At 64.2% G+C, this 16,039-nt stretch carries 16 protein-coding genes and 1 riboswitch; of the genes, 11 read left to right on the top strand and 5 right to left on the bottom strand.

The window, feature by feature from the left end; translation table 11 throughout:
• Window positions 1-36 precede the first annotated feature (36 nt).
• A complete protein-coding gene (locus tag VJS90_RS12845) occupies window positions 37-507 on the top strand; it encodes a hypothetical protein (RefSeq protein WP_324122031.1) in 471 nt (156 codons plus the stop codon).
• Between the two features lie 70 nt (window positions 508-577).
• The gene (locus VJS90_RS12840; RefSeq protein ID WP_324122030.1) at window positions 578-868 is read left to right on the top strand and encodes a PA4642 family protein; all 291 of its coding nucleotides are present in this window, start codon (window positions 578-580) and stop codon (window positions 866-868) included.
• A 56-nt stretch (window positions 869-924) separates the two neighbouring features.
• On the opposite strand, the gene mqo is transcribed toward VJS90_RS12840, so the two are convergent.
• Window positions 925-2,430 (bottom strand): malate dehydrogenase (quinone), encoded by a 1,506-nt coding sequence (gene mqo, locus VJS90_RS12835; protein ID WP_324122029.1) that lies wholly within the window; start codon window positions 2,428-2,430, stop codon window positions 925-927.
• Between the two features lie 979 nt (window positions 2,431-3,409).
• Between mqo and VJS90_RS12825 the strand changes: the two genes are divergently transcribed.
• Together VJS90_RS12825 and VJS90_RS12820 are read left to right on the top strand one after the other, a co-directional pair.
• Window positions 3,410-3,994, top strand: a complete 585-nt coding sequence (locus VJS90_RS12825) for a YajG family lipoprotein (RefSeq protein ID WP_324122027.1) — start codon at window positions 3,410-3,412, stop codon at window positions 3,992-3,994.
• 149 nt (window positions 3,995-4,143) lie between these two features.
• Window positions 4,144-4,395 (top strand): hypothetical protein, encoded by a 252-nt coding sequence (locus VJS90_RS12820; RefSeq protein WP_324122026.1) that lies wholly within the window; start codon window positions 4,144-4,146, stop codon window positions 4,393-4,395.
• Between the two features lie 4 nt (window positions 4,396-4,399).
• Here the strand turns inward: VJS90_RS12820 and VJS90_RS12815 are convergent, their stop codons facing one another.
• Window positions 4,400-5,554: a 1-acyl-sn-glycerol-3-phosphate acyltransferase gene (locus VJS90_RS12815; RefSeq protein WP_324122025.1), complete on the bottom strand. Its 1,155-nt coding sequence runs from the start codon at window positions 5,552-5,554 to the stop codon at window positions 4,400-4,402.
• 125 nt (window positions 5,555-5,679) lie between these two features.
• Between VJS90_RS12815 and VJS90_RS12810 the strand changes: the two genes are divergently transcribed.
• The 4 genes from VJS90_RS12810 to VJS90_RS12795 all read left to right on the top strand — a co-directional run bounded on the left by VJS90_RS12810 (window position 5,680) and on the right by VJS90_RS12795 (window position 7,680).
• Window positions 5,680-5,862: a CPXCG motif-containing cysteine-rich protein gene (locus VJS90_RS12810; RefSeq protein WP_324122024.1), complete on the top strand. Its 183-nt coding sequence runs from the start codon at window positions 5,680-5,682 to the stop codon at window positions 5,860-5,862.
• Window positions 5,862-6,122, top strand: coding sequence for a putative signal transducing protein (locus VJS90_RS12805; RefSeq protein WP_324122023.1), 261 nt, complete (start codon window positions 5,862-5,864; stop codon window positions 6,120-6,122). Before VJS90_RS12810 ends, VJS90_RS12805 begins: the two co-directional genes overlap by 1 nt.
• Window positions 6,123-6,150: 28 nt before the next feature.
• On the top strand, window positions 6,151-6,771 hold the full coding sequence (locus VJS90_RS12800) for an SOS response-associated peptidase (protein WP_324122022.1): 621 nt from the start codon (window positions 6,151-6,153) through the stop codon (window positions 6,769-6,771).
• Window positions 6,772-6,864: 93 nt separating this feature from the next.
• A complete protein-coding gene (locus tag VJS90_RS12795) occupies window positions 6,865-7,680 on the top strand; it encodes a M48 family metallopeptidase (RefSeq protein WP_324122021.1) in 816 nt (271 codons plus the stop codon).
• A 50-nt stretch (window positions 7,681-7,730) separates the two neighbouring features.
• On the opposite strand, the gene VJS90_RS12790 is transcribed toward VJS90_RS12795, so the two are convergent.
• The 3 genes from VJS90_RS12790 to VJS90_RS12780 form a co-directional block, all read right to left on the bottom strand.
• Window positions 7,731-8,318: a TMEM165/GDT1 family protein gene (locus VJS90_RS12790; protein WP_324122020.1), complete on the bottom strand. Its 588-nt coding sequence runs from the start codon at window positions 8,316-8,318 to the stop codon at window positions 7,731-7,733.
• 87 nt (window positions 8,319-8,405) lie between these two features.
• Window positions 8,406-8,527: riboswitch (yybP-ykoY riboswitch) on the bottom strand.
• A gap of 38 nt (window positions 8,528-8,565) precedes the next feature.
• Window positions 8,566-9,564, bottom strand: coding sequence for a class I SAM-dependent methyltransferase (locus VJS90_RS12785; protein WP_324122019.1), 999 nt, complete (start codon window positions 9,562-9,564; stop codon window positions 8,566-8,568).
• Window positions 9,565-9,612: 48 nt separating this feature from the next.
• Complete coding sequence (locus VJS90_RS12780) at window positions 9,613-10,578, bottom strand: 2-hydroxyacid dehydrogenase (RefSeq protein WP_324122018.1); 966 nt, start codon at window positions 10,576-10,578, stop codon at window positions 9,613-9,615.
• A gap of 254 nt (window positions 10,579-10,832) precedes the next feature.
• Here VJS90_RS12780 and VJS90_RS12775 point away from each other — a divergent pair, with 254 nt between their 5' ends.
• The 3 genes from VJS90_RS12775 to VJS90_RS12765 all read left to right on the top strand — a co-directional run.
• Entirely contained in the window at window positions 10,833-12,515 is a 1,683-nt protein-coding gene (locus tag VJS90_RS12775) for a fatty acid--CoA ligase (RefSeq protein WP_324122017.1), read from the top strand.
• 315 nt (window positions 12,516-12,830) lie between these two features.
• Window positions 12,831-14,717 (top strand): DUF1302 domain-containing protein, encoded by a 1,887-nt coding sequence (locus VJS90_RS12770; protein WP_324122016.1) that lies wholly within the window; start codon window positions 12,831-12,833, stop codon window positions 14,715-14,717.
• Window positions 14,718-14,743: 26 nt separating this feature from the next.
• Window positions 14,744-16,039: DUF1329 domain-containing protein (locus VJS90_RS12765; RefSeq protein ID WP_324122015.1), on the top strand; the 1,296-nt coding region annotated here is incomplete at its 3' end.

Here is a 16,039-nt window from a genome sequence, read left to right as displayed (position 1 = left end):
ATGCTAGAGTGCTCCTTCGTTGCCAAGGAGCCCTACATGCGTGCCATCCTACCCCTGCTGCTGGCCCTGAGCCTGCCCGTCGCGGCGGCGCCCCTGCACAGCCAGTTCCTGCCGCCTGACGATCTCTCGCTGCGTCAGGAAGCCCCCACCGCCCAGCAGTTGCTGCAAGTCACCGACTACTCGGTGGTGGTGGCCGCCCAGCGCCAGTCCGACCAGCAACCCATTCCCATCACGTCCTCGCTGGTGCTACGGCTCAAGGGCAAGCCGTTGAGCAAGGGGGCGACAATCGCCCAGGTGCTGGTCAACTTCGATGGCGAGGGCGGCAAGAGCCTCAAAAAGCCCGTATTCGACGACAACACTCGCACCTTGACGCTCAACTACCCATTGGCCAGCTACCGGGTGGTCATGGACCTGCTGCGCAACGAGACGCTTTACGTGCAGTTCCTCACCTACGCCAACGGCCACGTCTGGGCCGACCTGCACACCGGCACCGTACGTACGCGTTGAGGCCTGGCGCTGGCGGGGGGTACACTGCCGTCCTTTGAAATATCCCGTGATGGTCCAGTTGGAGCCGGCAATGCGTAAAGACAAGAAACAGGTAATTGGTGACGAGATCAGCGACGACTACATCAAGTCGTACCTTCAGTTCGAGCCGGCCGATGGCGTGACCTCGCCGGCCCACCACAAGCTGATCAAGGCCTACCGTGGCCTGCGCGTCGATGACTTCGAGCGCTTTGTCGGTTTCTTCGTCGAGGCCGGCCTGGACCTGGACGGCAAGGACGAGCATGGCAAGACCTTCGTCGAGGTGATCGCCGACCAGCGCAACGCGCCGGAGTACATCGAGATCATCCAGAACGCCGGGGGCTGAAGCATCGCCCATAAAAAAACGCCCCGAGGGGCGTTTTTTTATGGGCGATGCACTGATCAGGCGTAGTGCTGGGCCGGGCTGGCTTCCACCAGTTCCAGCGCCTGGTCGTTACTGGCGCTGATCTTGTGGTACAGGGCAGCGTCGGTGGCCAGGGTCTTCTCGCGGGCCGGGAAGATTTCCTTGAGCTTGGCAGCCCAGGCACCCTTGGCCTGCTCGGGGAAGCAGCGCTCGATCAGTTCGAGCATGATCGACACGGTCACCGAGGCGCCTGGCGAGGCGCCGAGCAGGGCGGCGAGGCTGCCGTCCTTGGCCGCGACCAGTTCGGTACCGAACTGCAGCACACCGCCTTTCTTCGGGTCCTTCTTGATGATCTGCACGCGCTGGCCGGCCACTTCCAGGCGCCAGTCCTCGGCCTTGGCCTCGGGGTAGAAGCGGCGCAGCGCCTCGAGGCGTTGTTCCATCGACTGCATCACTTCGCTGACCAGGTACTTGGTGAGGTCCATGTTGTCGCGGGCGACGGCGAGCATCGGGCCGATGTTGCCCAGGCGCACCGACAACGGCAGGTCGAGAAGCGAGCCATGCTTGAGGAACTTGGTGGTGAAACCGGCGTAAGGCCCGAACAGCAGCGACTTGTTGCCATCGACAACGCGGGTGTCCAGGTGCGGCACCGACATCGGTGGCGCGCCGACGGCGGCCTGGCTGTAGACCTTGGCCTGGTGCTGGCGGACGATCTCGGGGTTGTCGCACCGGAGCCACTGGCCGCTCACCGGGAAACCGCCGAACCCTTTGCTTTCCTCGATACCGGACAATTGCAGCAGCGGCAGCGCCGCGCCGCCAGCGCCCAGGAACACGAAGCGGGCATCGACCTCACGGCTGCTGCCGCTGTTGACGTCCTTGATGGTGACGCTCCAGCCATTGGCCGTGCGGCGCAGGCCGGTGACCTTCTTGCTGTACTTGACCTGAGCGTTGTCGCTGGTGCCCAGGTGCTTGAGCAGCTTGTTGGTCAGCGCGCCGAAGTTGACGTCGGTGCCCTTCATCACGCGGGTAGCGGCAATATGCTGGTCGGCGGGGCGGCCGGGCATCATCAGCGGCATCCACTCCTTCATCACGGCCTTGTCTTCGGTGTACTCCATCTCGGCGAAGGCATGATGCTGCTTGAGCATCTCGAAGCGCTTCCTGAGGAAGTCGACACCCTTGTCACCCTCGACATAGCTCAGGTGCGGGACCGGGTTGATGAACGCGCGCGGCGAACCGAAGCCGCTCTTCCTGCTCAGGTAGGCCCAGAACTGGCGGGATACCTCGAACTGGGTATTGATGTGGACCGCTTTCTTGATGTCGATGCTGCCGTCGGCAGCCTGGGGCGTGTAGTTCAGCTCGCACAATCCGGCGTGGCCGGTACCGGCGTTGTTCCACGGGTTGGAACTCTCCGCGGCACCCGAGTCCATCGCCTCGACGACTTCCAGCTTGAGCGTCGGGTCGAGTTCCTTGAGCAGTACGGCCAGGGTGGCACTCATGATGCCCGCGCCTACCAGTACCACATCAACTGATTCGTTCTGCGCCATTTACCGCGTCTCCAAAATCTACAGCACCAAATTGACAGCATAGGACCCCCGGTTGCCCAGGATCGCCATGTCCGATTCTTCGCAGTTCTTGCAGCTTCGCGGACACCGCCAACCGGTCTTTGCGTCGCTCTATTGAACGCATTGTAACGCGGGTGCGGCAATTCGACTTATGGTCAAGGTGTCCGATTTGCGTTATGGACCGGTTTAGTCACCCATGATGGATGAGCACGGTTGCCGGCTGCTCGGGGCTGTTCGGGACGCATCTGTCGCTTTTGCACATGCCAGACTGTTCATTTGCTCGCCACACTCTTGTGAAGTTGTGAAAACCCGTTTTTTTTCACGCTCTTTTGGAGTCGTGAACCTCAAAAGGACTGCGCGATGGCAACCCGCAGGTTCAAGCAGGCAGACGGCCGGGAAATGCAGGCACATCAGCGGATGCAGGACCTGAAGTGGAAGGCTCTCTGTGGGCGAAGCGGGGAGGTGCCGGTGGTGGAGCCGGCGATTGCGGGGCCCGATCAGGAGACGTCCTTATAATCGGGGAGAAATTATAACGGGGTAGCGGCCGGAAAAGGTCGTTTTCAGGAAGATTTATTACGGTTTTTGTCAGGTAAGCAGGGTGCGTGGCCGCCACCGGCTGTTTGCGCTCGCGCAAACCCGAGCGCTCGCAGGTAGCGGGCAGCCTAGCCAGCCCAGGTGGACTTCCGATACCTGCACCCAGCCGCTGCCGCCGGGCGGCTGATCGCATTGCTTGAAGGCCAGGCAGTTTCCAGCACTGTCGAGGCGGGCATAGCACGTATTGCGAGGGCGCCGGAAGAGGAAAGCTCGGAGCGAGGCCATGGATGTGTCCTTATCGTATGGGGCTGGCGCAAGGATACGGGTTCGTCTGTGAAAGCCTTGTGACAGCGTGCCCGCCCGATGGCTGGCCTGATGCTGGCTGGGTATACTGACGCCTTTGCCGCTTATTTCTGGAGAAATGCGCATGTTGCAACGTCTGTTGTTCGGTTTGATCGCGGTGGCCAGCCTGAGCCTGGTCGGTTGTGCCCACAGTCCGCAACAACTCAGCCCCCAACCCAAGCTCAACGCGCAGCTGGCAGCGGTTGGCCGTGGCCAGCCGGTGGTGGTGAAAGTGGTTGATGGCCGGTCTTCGCAGGCGCTCGGCACCCGTGGCGGCCTGTACCCCGAAACCAGCACCATCAGCGTGTCCGGTAACGATGTCGTGCCCAAGCTGCAGGCCCAGGCCGAGGCGGCCGTGCGCCTGCTCGGCTTCACTCCGACGGCCAATGCCTACAACGCGCCGCAGCTGACCGTGACCCTGGCCGAGCTCAAGTACCAGTCGCCCAAGGAAGGCATGTACGTCACCGAGGCGACCATTGGCGCGACCTTCCGGGCCGATGTATCCAACGCCGGCCGCCGCTACAGCGGCCGCTACGGTGCGTCGCTGGACCAGCGCTTCGGCATGGCGCCCAACCAGGAAACCAACACCAAGCTGGTAGGCGACGTGCTCAGCGACGCGCTGACCCGCCTGTTCAAGGACCCGACCATCGGCCAGGTGCTGGCCGAGTAAGGTTGCCTACGCGAACTGCATGAAAAAAGCCCGGTGCCTGTCAGCAGGCATCGGGCTTTTTCGTGTCTTCATTCTGTCGCAAAGCGCAGGCGAGGGCTGGTGGCTTGTATAGAATGCCGGCCTTCGCTGTGCTCAATCGAGGTTCCGCAATGTCGCTGCACATGCTCTGGGGGCTGCTGGCCGCCCATCCGGCCAAGTTGATCAACCTGCTGGCCCTGCTCATCACCTGCCCGGGCGGCCTGCTGCTGCAGAGCGCCCGCCGTTGGGAGGCCAAGGCCCGCCAGCTCGCTGGCGATGACACGCTCGCCCGCGAACTGCCGGTGCACCGCTTCTACTACATCCTGGGCTTTGCCAGCCTGGCGATGGCGCTGGTGCTGTCCTGGTTCAGCACCTGGATCTGATGGATCAGCCTGCCTTTACCTGATACTGGTTGCGCACGGGTGTCGCGTATTGCTGGATCAGGTACGGCCGCTGCTCCGCCGGGCAGGCGTCCAGGCGGCGTTGCCACTCGGCCTGGGCGGTGGCGAGCTCCGCGGCCGGGAACAGCGACTTCGCGCTCGGCACCTGCAGCGCCGGGTCGGCCTGGTCCCACATGGCGTACGCCAGGTAATGCGCCGGGAACAACCGATAGCCACTGAGGATCAACCGGTCGATCTCCACCGCCAGCTGCTTGGTGTCTTCGAAGTACTCGGTCACCGGCGGGGCGAAGTTGATGTGCACCCGGCCTTTGTAGCCGGTAATGCCCTGGGCGATGCTGATGTCATCCTCGCCGGGCGCCTTCTTGTAGGTGCCGGTGGTGGCGCGGATGTACAGCTCGCGAGCCTTGGCCTGGTCGCACGGGTCGTATTCGTAGCTGATCGACACCGGGATCAGGTTCAGGCCCTGGATCACCGCGCCGAACGGCTCGTCCTTGCGGCTCATGTGGAACATCTTGAGGATCGCCGAGTCGGTACGGTCGTCGCCGTCCTTGGCCCGGCCCTCGGCCTGGGCGATCCAGATCGAGGCGCCATCGTTGCGGATGGAGTGATTGATGTACGCCGACAGCAGCTGGTAGGCGGCGAGCTTCTCGCGGCGCCCACTGATCGAGCGGTGCACGATGAAGCTTTTGTTCAGGCGCATCATGTCGCTGACAAAGGGCTTTTGCAGCAGGTTGTCGCCGATGGCGATGCGCGGCGTCGGCAGGCCGGCGTGGTAGACCGCGTAGTTGACGAAGGCGGGGTCCATGACGATGTCGCGGTGGTTGGCCAGGAACAGGTAGGCGCTGCCGGACTTGAGCTGCTCGACGCCGGTGTAGGTGACACCGTCGGTGGCCCGTTCGATGGTCTGGTCGACGTAGTACTCGACCTTGTCCTGCAAGGTCGAGACACAGCTGACGCCCGCGAATTCCTTGCGCAGGCGCTTGGCGATCAGCGGCTTGAGCAGCCAGCCGAAGGCACCGGCCGCCCGCGGGAAGCGGAAGTGGGTGAGGATATCGAGGAATGCCGGGTCGCTGAGCAGGCGTGCCAGAACAGCAGGGACCTCAGCGTCGTCGTATGGTCGGATGGCATCGAATTCGCCCATCATGCTCTCTTGTTGGAAACGGCTAGGGTAATAGATAGGGCCGGGGTCCGGGAAAACGGCTCGAACGCGCGCAGGGCCTGTAGACAGACCCGCGATTATACGCACAAGTCACCGCGGAGGCCGCGATGCTGGAAACTGCACTCTACGATTGTCCCTACTGTGGCGAGCGGGTCGAGACCACCGTCGACCTTTCTGGCGGTGATCAGACGTACACCGAGGATTGCCAGGTCTGCTGCCGTCCGATTGTCTTCGTCCTGCAGGTGCATGGTGAAGAATGGATGCTCGATATCCGGCGCGAGGATGAATGATGCGGCGAATCTATGATCCGGAAAGCCTGCTCGAGGCCGAGTTGCTGATTGGCGTGCTCGCCAGCGAGGGGGTCCGGGTGCACCTGGTCGGACGAGACCTGGTGGGGGCGGTGGGCGAGCTGCCGCCCCAGGGGCTGCTGGGCCTGGCGGTCGCCGATGAGCAGGCCGATCACGCACGCGCGCTCATCGCCGCGTACAATGGCGCCCAGCCCCTTGTCGGCGACGAACCGCAGACTTTTCCCGGAACCCTGATCTGCTAGGGTTCAAGACCCCAGGTTTTTATCGCCAATGTGTGGACGCTACGCCCTGTTTCGCTGGACCCCCGCCTTTGCTGCCTTGCCCGGTTTTCCCGCCGGCCAGCAGCCGCAGTGGAACATCTCGCCTGGTGGCTCGGTGCTGATCCAGCGCCAGCTCGACGGCCAGCCCCAGCTGGCGCGAGCCCGCTGGGGCCTGACCCCGGCCTGGCTCACCGATCTGTCACGCACCCCGGCCCATGCCCGTGCCGAAACCCTGGTGGAGCAGCCGATGTTTCGCGAGGCGTTTCGCCAGCGGCGCTGCCTGATGCCTGCCAACGGTTTCTATGAGTGGCGCGGCACGGCGCGCAAGCGTCCCTATTGGCTGACGCCAGGGGAGGGGTCATCCCTTTATTTCGCGGCGATCTGGGAGGCCTACCCGGTGCAGGACCAGGTCTGGCTGAGCTGCGCGGTGGTCACCCAGGCGGCGATGAACCAGCGGCGGCCGCTGATCCTCGATGCCGAGGGCCAGGCGGCCTGGCTGGACCTGGACACCCCGTTGCCCCGCCTGCACGAGCTGCTTGTCAGCCAGCCGATCAGCCTGCGCGAGCGGGTGCTGGCCCATTTCATCAATGATCCCAAGCTTGATGCGCCCGAGTGCCTGACGCCGGGCTGAAGGCGCCCGCGTCCTGGAAAAACTGCCTGCTGGCTATGGCGGGGGCATGCGACTCGGCCTAGGATAGCCGGCATGTGAAAAGGGAGTGTCTTCATGCGTAAATCATTTGTAGTCGGCGTCCTGGGCGCCAGCATCCTGCTGGCGGGTTGTCAGGCGGTGAACACCACCAGCGGGGGCGCGGTGGGCGTCGAGCGCAAGCAGTACATGTTCAGCATGCTCTCGACCGATGAGGTCAACCAGATGTATGCCCAGTCATACCAGGAGACGCTGGGCGAGGCCTCGACTCAAGGCGTGCTGGACAAGACCAGCGCCAACGCCAGGCGCGTCAAGGCGATCGCTGACCGCCTGATCGCCCAGGCGCCCCAGTTCAGGCCCGATTCCGCCCAGTGGCAGTGGGAGGTCAACCTGATCCAGAGCGATGAGCTCAACGCCAACTGTGGCCCAGGCGGCAAGATCATTTTCTACAGCGGTCTGATCGACAAGCTCAAGCTCACCGACGACGAGATCGCCGCGGTCATGGGCCACGAGATCGCCCACGCCCTGCGTGAGCATGGCCGTGAAGCCATGTCCAAGGCCTATGGCGTGCAGATGGCGCGCCAGGGCGCGGGTGCCTTGCTCGGCCTGGGCCAGGACAGCCTGGCGGTCGCCGACACCGTGGTGCAGTACGCCATGACCCTGCCCAATAGCCGCTCCAACGAGAACGAAGCCGACCTGATCGGCCTGGAGCTGGCGGCACGCGCGGGCTTCGATCCGAACGCCGCGATCACCCTGTGGAACAAGATGACCCAGGCCTCGGGCGGCTCGCAACCGGAGTTCATGAGCACGCACCCGGCGTCGAGCAGCCGCATTGCATCCCTTCAGGCGGCCATTCCCAAGGTGATGCCGCTGTATCAGGCCGCCAGGAAGTAAAGAGGCCGGCGCGTGGGGCCGCGGCGCGGCCCCTTGCATGTCCGGCAAGGTCAGCCTACCCAGCCGCTGGCCTTCATGGCCGTATAGACCGCGACCGCGGCGAGCACGAAGAAGGCGGCTGACGCCAGGCGGCGGATCAGCGTAAGCGGCAGTTTGTCGGCGGCGAAGTTGCCCGCCAGCACCACCGGCACGTTGGCGATCAGCATGCCAAGGGTGGTTCCGATGATGACCATGATCAGGTGTGGATACTGCGCGGCGAGCATCACCGTGGCCACCTGGGTCTTGTCGCCGATCTCGGCGAGGAAGAAGGCGATCAGTGTCGTGACGAACGGGCCGAAGCGCCGCGCGGCGCTGGCTTCGTCGTCGTCCATCTTGTCCGGTATCAATGTCCAGAGGGCAGTGGCGGCGAAGCTGGCAGCGAGAATCCAGTGCAGGACAGTCGCGCTGAAGAAGCCGCCTACCCAGGCGCCGACCGCACCCGCAGCTGCATGGTTGGCCAGGGTGGCGGCGACGATGCCGGCGATGATTGGCCAAGGCTTGCGAAAGCGGGCGGCAAGGATGAGCGCAAGCAGTTGCGTCTTGTCGCCGATTTCGGCGAGCGCGACGACCGCGGTGGGGATGAGCAGTGATTCCAGCATCAGGTTTCCTACGGGGGCGGGTCGACACGGCTATGACACGTACGACCTCCCCGCCCCGGGTAAGGTGTGCGTGTCATAGGTCTTGTCAAACCCTGGGTTCGTCTGCGCGAACCGTGGGTCGCACGCGCCATGGCCTGAGGGCCAAGTATGTTGACGCGTGCCGGGCGAGCTGGGTGCTCGCGGGAGACTACTCCCCTAGGACGGAGCGGATTCTGCCTAGGACGGACGGTTTCGGCAAGTGTTGATTTTAACCGCGTGTTGCCTGGTAGATCTTGAACCCCTGCGCCTCGATGCGCGTCTGGCAATTCCCCAGTGCCGCTTCGATCAACGGTTTGTAGCGCAGGAAACTGTTGGCAACCAGCCGCATTTCGCCACCTTTTCGCAGATGATCGCGCGATTTGCTCAGCAGTGTTTCCGATGTCGCATAGTGCGTGTGAACGCCGGTATGGAATGGCGGATTGCTCAGGATCAATGCCAGGTCCATCGGCGCCGCATCGATCCCGTCGCCACTGATGACTTCGCCTTCAAGCCCGTTAGCCGCCAGGGTCAGCCGGCTGCTGGCCACCGCGAAAGCATCCACGTCCAGTAGCGTCACCCGGCTCTCGGGGTACCGGCGCTTCACCGTCGCTCCCAGTACCCCGGCGCCGCAGCCGAAGTCCAGCACGTCGCCCACCGGGAGGTTGTCCAGGTGCTCCAGCAGCAGGGCGGTTCCCTTGTCCAGGCGGCCATGGCTGAACACGCCAGGCAGGGTCACCACCTGCAGCGGCCCATCGGCCAGTGGCAGTTCGAAGCGCTCCGCCAGGCTCTCCAGCGGGCGGGCCTGCGGCACGTTCTCGACCGTCACCTGCCACAGCTGGCAGTGCCGCGCGCTGTCCAGCTTGCGCGGCTTGCCGTATGCCTGCAGCAGCTTGGCACCACCTTCGATGCCGCCACGCTTCTCGCCCACCAGGTACAGCTCGCGCCCGGCCAACCGCGCGGCCAGTGTGTCGAGCAGGTAGGCGGCGAGGTCGCGTGACTTGGGCATGAACAGCACGGCCGCGTCGAAGTCCACCTCGGGGGCGCTGACGCCGTAGTGGCTACGTCCGCCAAAACGGCTGTCGAGCAGCGCCTGGTCACCGGCGTGCCAGGTCCAGCCGCTGGCCTGCGGCAACTGGCCAAACAGGTCGTCCGCTGGCAGGCCGGCCAGCATCACCGGCCCTTGGAAAAGTTCGGCCTGACGGAGCAACACTTCACTGCGCGGGTCCATGGACGCCTCCTGAAAAAAGGGGCGCAGTCTACCAGAGCCTTGCCGGGCTTAGCTGACGACGCGCCGCGGCTGGCCGGCGAAAAAGCCCTCGGCGTTGTCGGCAAGCTGACCGACGATGCGTTGGCGTGCCTCGACCGCGCCCCAAGCGCTGTGCGGCGTCACGATCAGACGGGGGATGTCGGGCGCCAGCAGCGGGTTGCCATTGACGGGAGGCTCCACGCTCAGCACATCGGTCGCCGCGCCGCCCAGGTGGCCCGCGCGCAAGGCATCGGCCAGCGCCTGCTCGTCGATCAGACCGCCACGGGCGGTATTCACCACCAGCGCGCCTGGCTTGAGCAGGGCCAGTTCACGGGCGGCAATCATGTGGCGGGTCTGCTCGTTGAGCGGGCAGTGCAAGGTCAGTGCATCGACTTGTGGCAGCAGCTCATCCAGCGCCAGGCGGCCTTCGCGGGCGGGGCGGCCGGGAATCTGGCCGAGCAGCACGCGCATGCCGAAGGCTTCTGCCAGCCGCGCCACGGCACCGCCCAGCTCGCCGTGGCCGAGCAGGCCCAGGGTCTTGCCTTCGAGCTCGACAATGGGAAAGTCCAGCAGGCAGAACTGGCTGGCCTTGGCCCATTGGCCGTCGGCCACTGCCTGGCGGTAGTCGCATAACCGGGTGGCCAGCGCCAGCAGCAGGGCAAGGGTGTGCTGGGCCACCGAGGGCGTGCCGTAGCCCTGGCAATTGCAGACCGTGATGCCTTGGGCGCGAGCGGCCGCCAGGTCGACGTTGTTGGTGCCGGTGGCAGCCACCAGGATCAGCTTGAGCTGCGGGTTGGCGGCAAGGCTTGCGGCATCGAGCATGACCTTGTTGCTGACGACCGCGGTCGCACCTTGCAAGCGCTCGGCGACCTGCGCGGGCGTGGTCCCCGGGTACAGCTGCAAACTGTCGAACTGCTGCTCCAGGGGACTCAGGTCGAGGTCACCCAGGTCCAGTGACTGGTGATCGAGAAACACGGCGCGACGCGGGCTTGGCATGGGCACTCCGGTGGCAACGAGGCGTGGGGCCTCAGGACGGGTAGCTCCAGACGTTAGCGTCTTTTGCCGGGAGATGCCATTGGCCACAGGTCAGCCAAAAGCGCTCTGAACAAGGTGAACTGAAGCTGGCGGCACCTCGCCAGTCATACTCGCACCGGTCAAATCATTCCTTTGGCTGATTTGACCGACCGGTCGTCGTTACTAGAGTAAAGGCCTGACTTGCCCAGCCTGTGTACTCCAGATAAGGGATTCCCATGTTGCAGACACGTGTCATTCCTCCGGCCGAAGGGGCCTACGCCTATCCGCTGCTGATCAAGCGCCTGCTGATGTCAGGCAGCCGCTACGAAAAAACCCGCGAAATCGTCTACCGTGACCTGCAGCGTTTCACCTACCTGCAGCTCAACGAACGCATCGCGCGCCTGGCCAACGTGCTGACCGAGGCGGGCGTCAAGGCTGGCGATACCGTGGCGGTCATGGACTGGGACAGTCACCGCTACCTTGAATGCATGTTCGCCATCCCGATGATCGGCGCGGTGGTGCACACCATCAACGTGCGCCTGTCGCCCGAGCAGATCCTCTACACCATGAACCATGCCGAAGATCGCTTCGTGCTGGTCAACAGTGACTTCGTCGGCCTCTACCAGGCCATCGCCGGGCAACTGACCACGGTCGAGAGAACCGTGCTGCTCACCGACGGTGAGTCACGCACCGCCGAACTGCCCAACCTGGTCGGTGAATACGAGCAGCTGCTCGAGGCGGCCAGCGCGCGGTACGATTTCCCGGACTTCGACGAGAACTCCGTGGCCACCACCTTCTACACCACCGGCACCACCGGCAACCCCAAGGGCGTGTACTTCACCCATCGCCAGCTGGTCCTGCACACGCTGGCCGAGACCTCGGTCACCGGCAGCCTGGACAGCGTGCGCCTGCTGGGCACCAACGACGTCTACATGCCCATCACGCCGATGTTCCATGTGCACGCCTGGGGCATCCCCTATGCCGCGACCATGCTCGGTCTCAAGCAGGTGTACCCGGGACGCTACGAGCCCGAGATGCTCTGCGAGCTGTGGCGCAAGGAGAAGGTCACCTTCTCGCACTGCGTGCCGACCATCCTGCAGATGCTGCTCAACGCCAAGGGCGCCCAGCAGGAAGACTTCGGTGGCTGGAAGATCATCATCGGCGGCAGCGCGCTCAACCGCGCCTTGTACGAGGCGGCCAAGGCCCGTGGCATCCAGCTGACCGCGGCCTACGGCATGTCGGAGACCTGCCCGCTGATCTCCTGCGCGCACCTCAACGAAGAGCTGCTGGCCGGCAGCGAGGACGAGCGTGTCAGCTACCGCATCAAGGCGGGCGTGCCCGTGCCGCTGGTGGAGGCGGCGATCGTCGACTGCGACGGCAAGTTCCTCCCGGCCGATGGCGAAAGCCTGGGCGAACTGGTGCTGCGGGCCCCTTGGCTGACCATGGGCTATTTCCAGGAGCCTGAGAAGAGCAAGGAGCTCTGGGAAGGGGGCTGGCTGCACACCGGCGATGTGGCCACCCTCGACAGCATGGGCTTCATCGACATCCGCGACCGCATCAAGGATGTGATCAAGACCGGCGGGGAGTGGATCTCCTCGCTCGACCTCGAAGACCTGATCAGCCGCCATCCGGCGGTCCGCGAAGTGGCGGTGGTCGGTATCGCCGATCCGCAGTGGGGCGAGCGTCCGTTTGCCTTGCTGGTGTTGCACGAGCAGCAGAGCATCGACGCCCGCGCGCTCAAGGATCACCTCAAGCCGTTCGTCGAGCTGGGGCACATCAACAAGTGGGCCATCCCCAGCCAGATCGCCGTTGTTACTGAAATTCCCAAGACCAGCGTCGGCAAGCTCGACAAGAAACGCATCCGCGTGGATATCAGCCAGTGGCAGGCCAGCAACAGCGCATTCCTATCTACTTTGTAACTTGGCGTGTGGGTCGCGCGTCCCAGTGGCGACCCCCGTTCCAGAGAGCCCGGTGGCTTGTGAAAGCAGGAATATGAGCCATGCTTGCCACTGCCATCACACAGGCTGGCCGCTGGGGCGGCCGGTAGCAGGGCGCAAATCACACTTTAGAGGGATCTGGCACCTGTGCGTGCTGGCTATAGTCGGGCCAGGGGATTTTCAGGAACGGGGGTAGGCGTCGACGCAGGCGCGGCCTCCAGGTGCGAGCACACCGGGCATCAGGCCGTCTCTGAAAGGACTCACTGCCATAACAAAAAAGTACATGGAGTAGCGTCGATGACATCAGCAAACCTGTTCTGGCGCCGGGCCAAGCTGCCCCTGGCCGTCAGCCTCGCTTCCACGCTCGCCGGTCCCGCGTTCGGCGTCAGTTTCAACATCGGTGAAATCGAAGGCCAGTTCGACTCGTCGCTCTCCGTGGGTGCCAGCTGGTCGACGGCCAAGCGCAACGAGAACCTGATCGGGGTCAACAACGGCGGCAAGGGCCTGTCGCAGACCTCTGACGACGGCCACCTGAATTTCAAGCGCGGTGAAACCTTCTCGAAGATCTTCAAGGGCATTCATGACCTGGAGCTCAAGTACGGCGATACGGGCGTATTTGTTCGCGGCAAGTACTGGTACGACTTCGAGCTGAAGGACGAACACCGCGACTTCAAGGACATCAGCGACTCCAACCGCAAGGAAGGCGCGCAGTCCTCCGGCGCCGAGCTGCTCGATGCTTTCGTGTACCACAACTATTCCATCGCCGATCAGCCAGGCTCCGTGCGCCTCGGCAAGCAGGTGGTGAGCTGGGGCGAGAGCACCTTCATCGGCGGTGGCATCAACTCGATCAACCCGATCGACGTGTCCGCGTTCCGCCGCCCCGGCGCCGAGGTGAAGGAAGGCCTGATCCCGGTCAACATGTTCTATATCTCCCAGAGCCTGACCGACAACCTGTCGGCCGAGGCCTTCTACCAGCTCGAATGGGACCAGACGGTCGTCGACAACTGCGGCACCTTCTTCTCCCAGCCTGACATCATCGCCGACGGCTGCACCGACAACCTGCGCGTGCTCAACAGCAGCCGCACCCTGCCGGCGGCGGCCCAGGGCTTCCTGGCCACCCGCGGCGTCGATGTCAACGCCGAGGGCGTGAAGGTGGGCCGCGGCGCCGACCGTGACGCGCGCGACAGCGGGCAGTTCGGCGTGGCGCTGCGCTACATGTTCGAGCCGCTGGACACCGAGTTCGGCGCCTACTTCATGAACTACCACAGCCGTGCGCCGATCTTCAGCGCCACCGGCGCCGCGCCTGCGGTGTTCGGCAGCCTTGCCACGCTGCCCCCGGCACTGCGTGCCCTGGCGCCGTTGATCGTGGCGGGCAACTCGCAGTACTTCGTCGAGTACCCCGAGGACATCCGCCTCTACGGCCTGAGCTTCTCCACCACCTTGCCCACCGGCACGGCATGGAGCGGTGAGCTCAGCTACCGGCCCAACGCGCCTGTGCAGTTGAACACCACCGATATCCTGTTCGCCGGTGTGCGCCCGATCGGTGGCGCATTGAGCAACGCCTCGCTGCTGACCGGTGTGCCCGGCGAAGACCTGCACGGTTACCGCCGCAAGGAGATCACCCAGTTCCAGACCACACTCACGCACTTCTTCGACCAGGTGATGGGCGCCAGCCGCATGACTGTGGTGGGCGAGCTGGGCATTACCCATGTCGGCGGCCTGGAAGACGCCCGCGAGACGCGCTACGGCCGTGATCCGGTCTACGGCCCCGGCCCGTTGCCGGCCACCGGCGGCGCCAACACCTGCCAGGCGCTCAACACCAGCACCATCGCCGGTGCCGGTGCCGGTACCTCGACGGCCAACCTGCGCCGCAAGTGCGAAAACGATGGCTACACCACCAGCACGTCCTGGGGCTATCGCGCACGGGTGATCTGGGACTACAACGACGTCTTCGCCGGGGTCAACCTGAGGCCCAACGTGGCCTGGTCCCACGACGTTTCCGGCTACTCGCCGGGCCCTGGCGGCAACTTCGAGGAAGGCCGCAAGGCGGTGAGCCTGGGGGTCGATGCCGAGTACCAGAACACCTACACCGCGAGCCTGTCGTACACCAACTTCTTCGACGGCAAGTACACCACCGTGGATGACCGCGATTTTCTCGCCCTCAGCTTTGGCGTGAACTTCTAAGAACATTGATCCAGGACGACACCAGAATGAATACAACCAAGAGTCTGCTGAAGGCCGGTGTACTGGGCCTGTCCCTGCTGGCGAGCAGCGTCATGGCGGCGGTTTCCGCCGACGAGGCGGCCAAGCTCGGGTCCACCCTGACGCCAATGGGCGCCGAGAAGGCCGGCAACGCCGATGGTTCGATCACCGCGTGGCAGCCGCTGGCCAAAACCGCCGGCAGCGTCGACGCCAAGGGCTTCCTGTCCGACCCGTACGGCAACGAGAAGCCCAAATTCACCATCACCGCGCAGAATGTCGAGCAGTACAAGGACAAGCTCTCGCCGGGTCAGCTGGCGATGTTCAAGCGCTACCCCGACAGCTTCAAGATCCCGGTCTATCCGACTCACCGCGGCTCGACCGCGCCGGACGACGTGTTTGCCGCCATCAAGGAAAACGCCACCAAAACCACCCTGGTCGAAGGCGGCAACGGCCTGAACAACTTCAAGACCGCGGTGCCGTTCCCGATTCCCAAGTCTGGCCTCGAGGTGATCTGGAACCACATCACCCGCTATCGCGGAGGCAGCGTGACCCGCCTGGTGACCCAGGCCACGCCGCAGCCCAACGGCTCCTACAGCCTGGTGTATTTCCAGGACCAGTTCGTGTTCCGTGACAAGGTCAAGGACTACGATCCCAACAACCCCGGCAACGTGCTCTTCTACTTCAAGCAGAAGGTCACCGCGCCGGCACGTCTGGCGGGCACCGTGCTGCTGGTCCATGAAACCCTCGACCAGGTCAAGGAGCCGCGCAAGGCGTGGATCTACAACGCCGGCCAGCGCCGTGTGCGCCAGGCGCCACAGGTGTCCTACGACGGTCCGGGGACCGCGGCCGACGGCCTGCGTACCTCCGATAACCTGGACATGTTCAACGGCGCGCCAGACCGCTACGACTGGAAGCTCGAGGGCAAGAAGGAGCTGTTCATCGCCACCAACAGCTACAAGCTGGACTCGCCGAGCCTGAAGTACGCGGAAATCCTCAAGCCAGGGCACATCAACCAGGACCTCGCGCGCTATGAGCTGCGCCGCGTGTGGCACGTGGTTGCAACGCTCAAGCCCGGCCAGCGGCATATCTATGCCAAGCGGGACTTCTACATCGACGAGGACACCTGGCAAGCCGCCGTGATCGACCAGTACGACGGTCGCGGTCAGCTGTGGCGGGTGTCCGAGGCCCATGCCCAGGACTATTACAACTCCCAGGTTCCCTGGTACACGCTCGAGGCCATCTACGACCTGCAATCGGGCCGCTACCTGGCGTTGGGCATGAAGAACGAAGAGAAGCGTGCATTC

This window comes from Pseudomonas sp. (assembly GCF_035277045.1).
In the GTDB taxonomy this organism is placed as follows: domain Bacteria; phylum Pseudomonadota; class Gammaproteobacteria; order Pseudomonadales; family Pseudomonadaceae; genus Aquipseudomonas.
Note: the sequence above shows the minus strand (reverse complement) of the source record. Positions and strands in the feature narration are given on the sequence as shown.

Bases quoted from the DNA above. Each gene is read 5' to 3' on its own strand.
- VJS90_RS12840 (WP_324122030.1), top strand. From the start codon at position 578: ATGCGTAAAGACAAGAAACAGGTAATTGGTGACGAGATCAGCGACGAC.
- VJS90_RS12825 (WP_324122027.1), top strand. From the start codon at position 3,410: ATGTTGCAACGTCTGTTGTTCGGTTTGATCGCGGTGGCCAGCCTGAGC.
- VJS90_RS12790 (WP_324122020.1), bottom strand. From the start codon at position 8,318: ATGCTGGAATCACTGCTCATCCCCACCGCGGTCGTCGCGCTCGCCGAA.
- VJS90_RS12780 (WP_324122018.1), bottom strand. From the start codon at position 10,578: ATGCCAAGCCCGCGTCGCGCCGTGTTTCTCGATCACCAGTCACTGGAC.
- VJS90_RS12770 (WP_324122016.1), top strand. From the start codon at position 12,831: ATGACATCAGCAAACCTGTTCTGGCGCCGGGCCAAGCTGCCCCTGGCC.
- VJS90_RS12810 (WP_324122024.1), top strand. From the start codon at position 5,680: ATGCTGGAAACTGCACTCTACGATTGTCCCTACTGTGGCGAGCGGGTC.
- VJS90_RS12785 (WP_324122019.1), bottom strand. From the start codon at position 9,564: ATGGACCCGCGCAGTGAAGTGTTGCTCCGTCAGGCCGAACTTTTCCAA.
- VJS90_RS12805 (WP_324122023.1), top strand. From the start codon at position 5,862: ATGCGGCGAATCTATGATCCGGAAAGCCTGCTCGAGGCCGAGTTGCTG.
- mqo (WP_324122029.1), bottom strand. From the start codon at position 2,430: ATGGCGCAGAACGAATCAGTTGATGTGGTACTGGTAGGCGCGGGCATC.
- VJS90_RS12820 (WP_324122026.1), top strand. From the start codon at position 4,144: ATGTCGCTGCACATGCTCTGGGGGCTGCTGGCCGCCCATCCGGCCAAG.
- VJS90_RS12800 (WP_324122022.1), top strand. From the start codon at position 6,151: ATGTGTGGACGCTACGCCCTGTTTCGCTGGACCCCCGCCTTTGCTGCC.
- VJS90_RS12775 (WP_324122017.1), top strand. From the start codon at position 10,833: ATGTTGCAGACACGTGTCATTCCTCCGGCCGAAGGGGCCTACGCCTAT.
- VJS90_RS12845 (WP_324122031.1), top strand. From the start codon at position 37: ATGCGTGCCATCCTACCCCTGCTGCTGGCCCTGAGCCTGCCCGTCGCG.
- VJS90_RS12795 (WP_324122021.1), top strand. From the start codon at position 6,865: ATGCGTAAATCATTTGTAGTCGGCGTCCTGGGCGCCAGCATCCTGCTG.
- VJS90_RS12815 (WP_324122025.1), bottom strand. From the start codon at position 5,554: ATGGGCGAATTCGATGCCATCCGACCATACGACGACGCTGAGGTCCCT.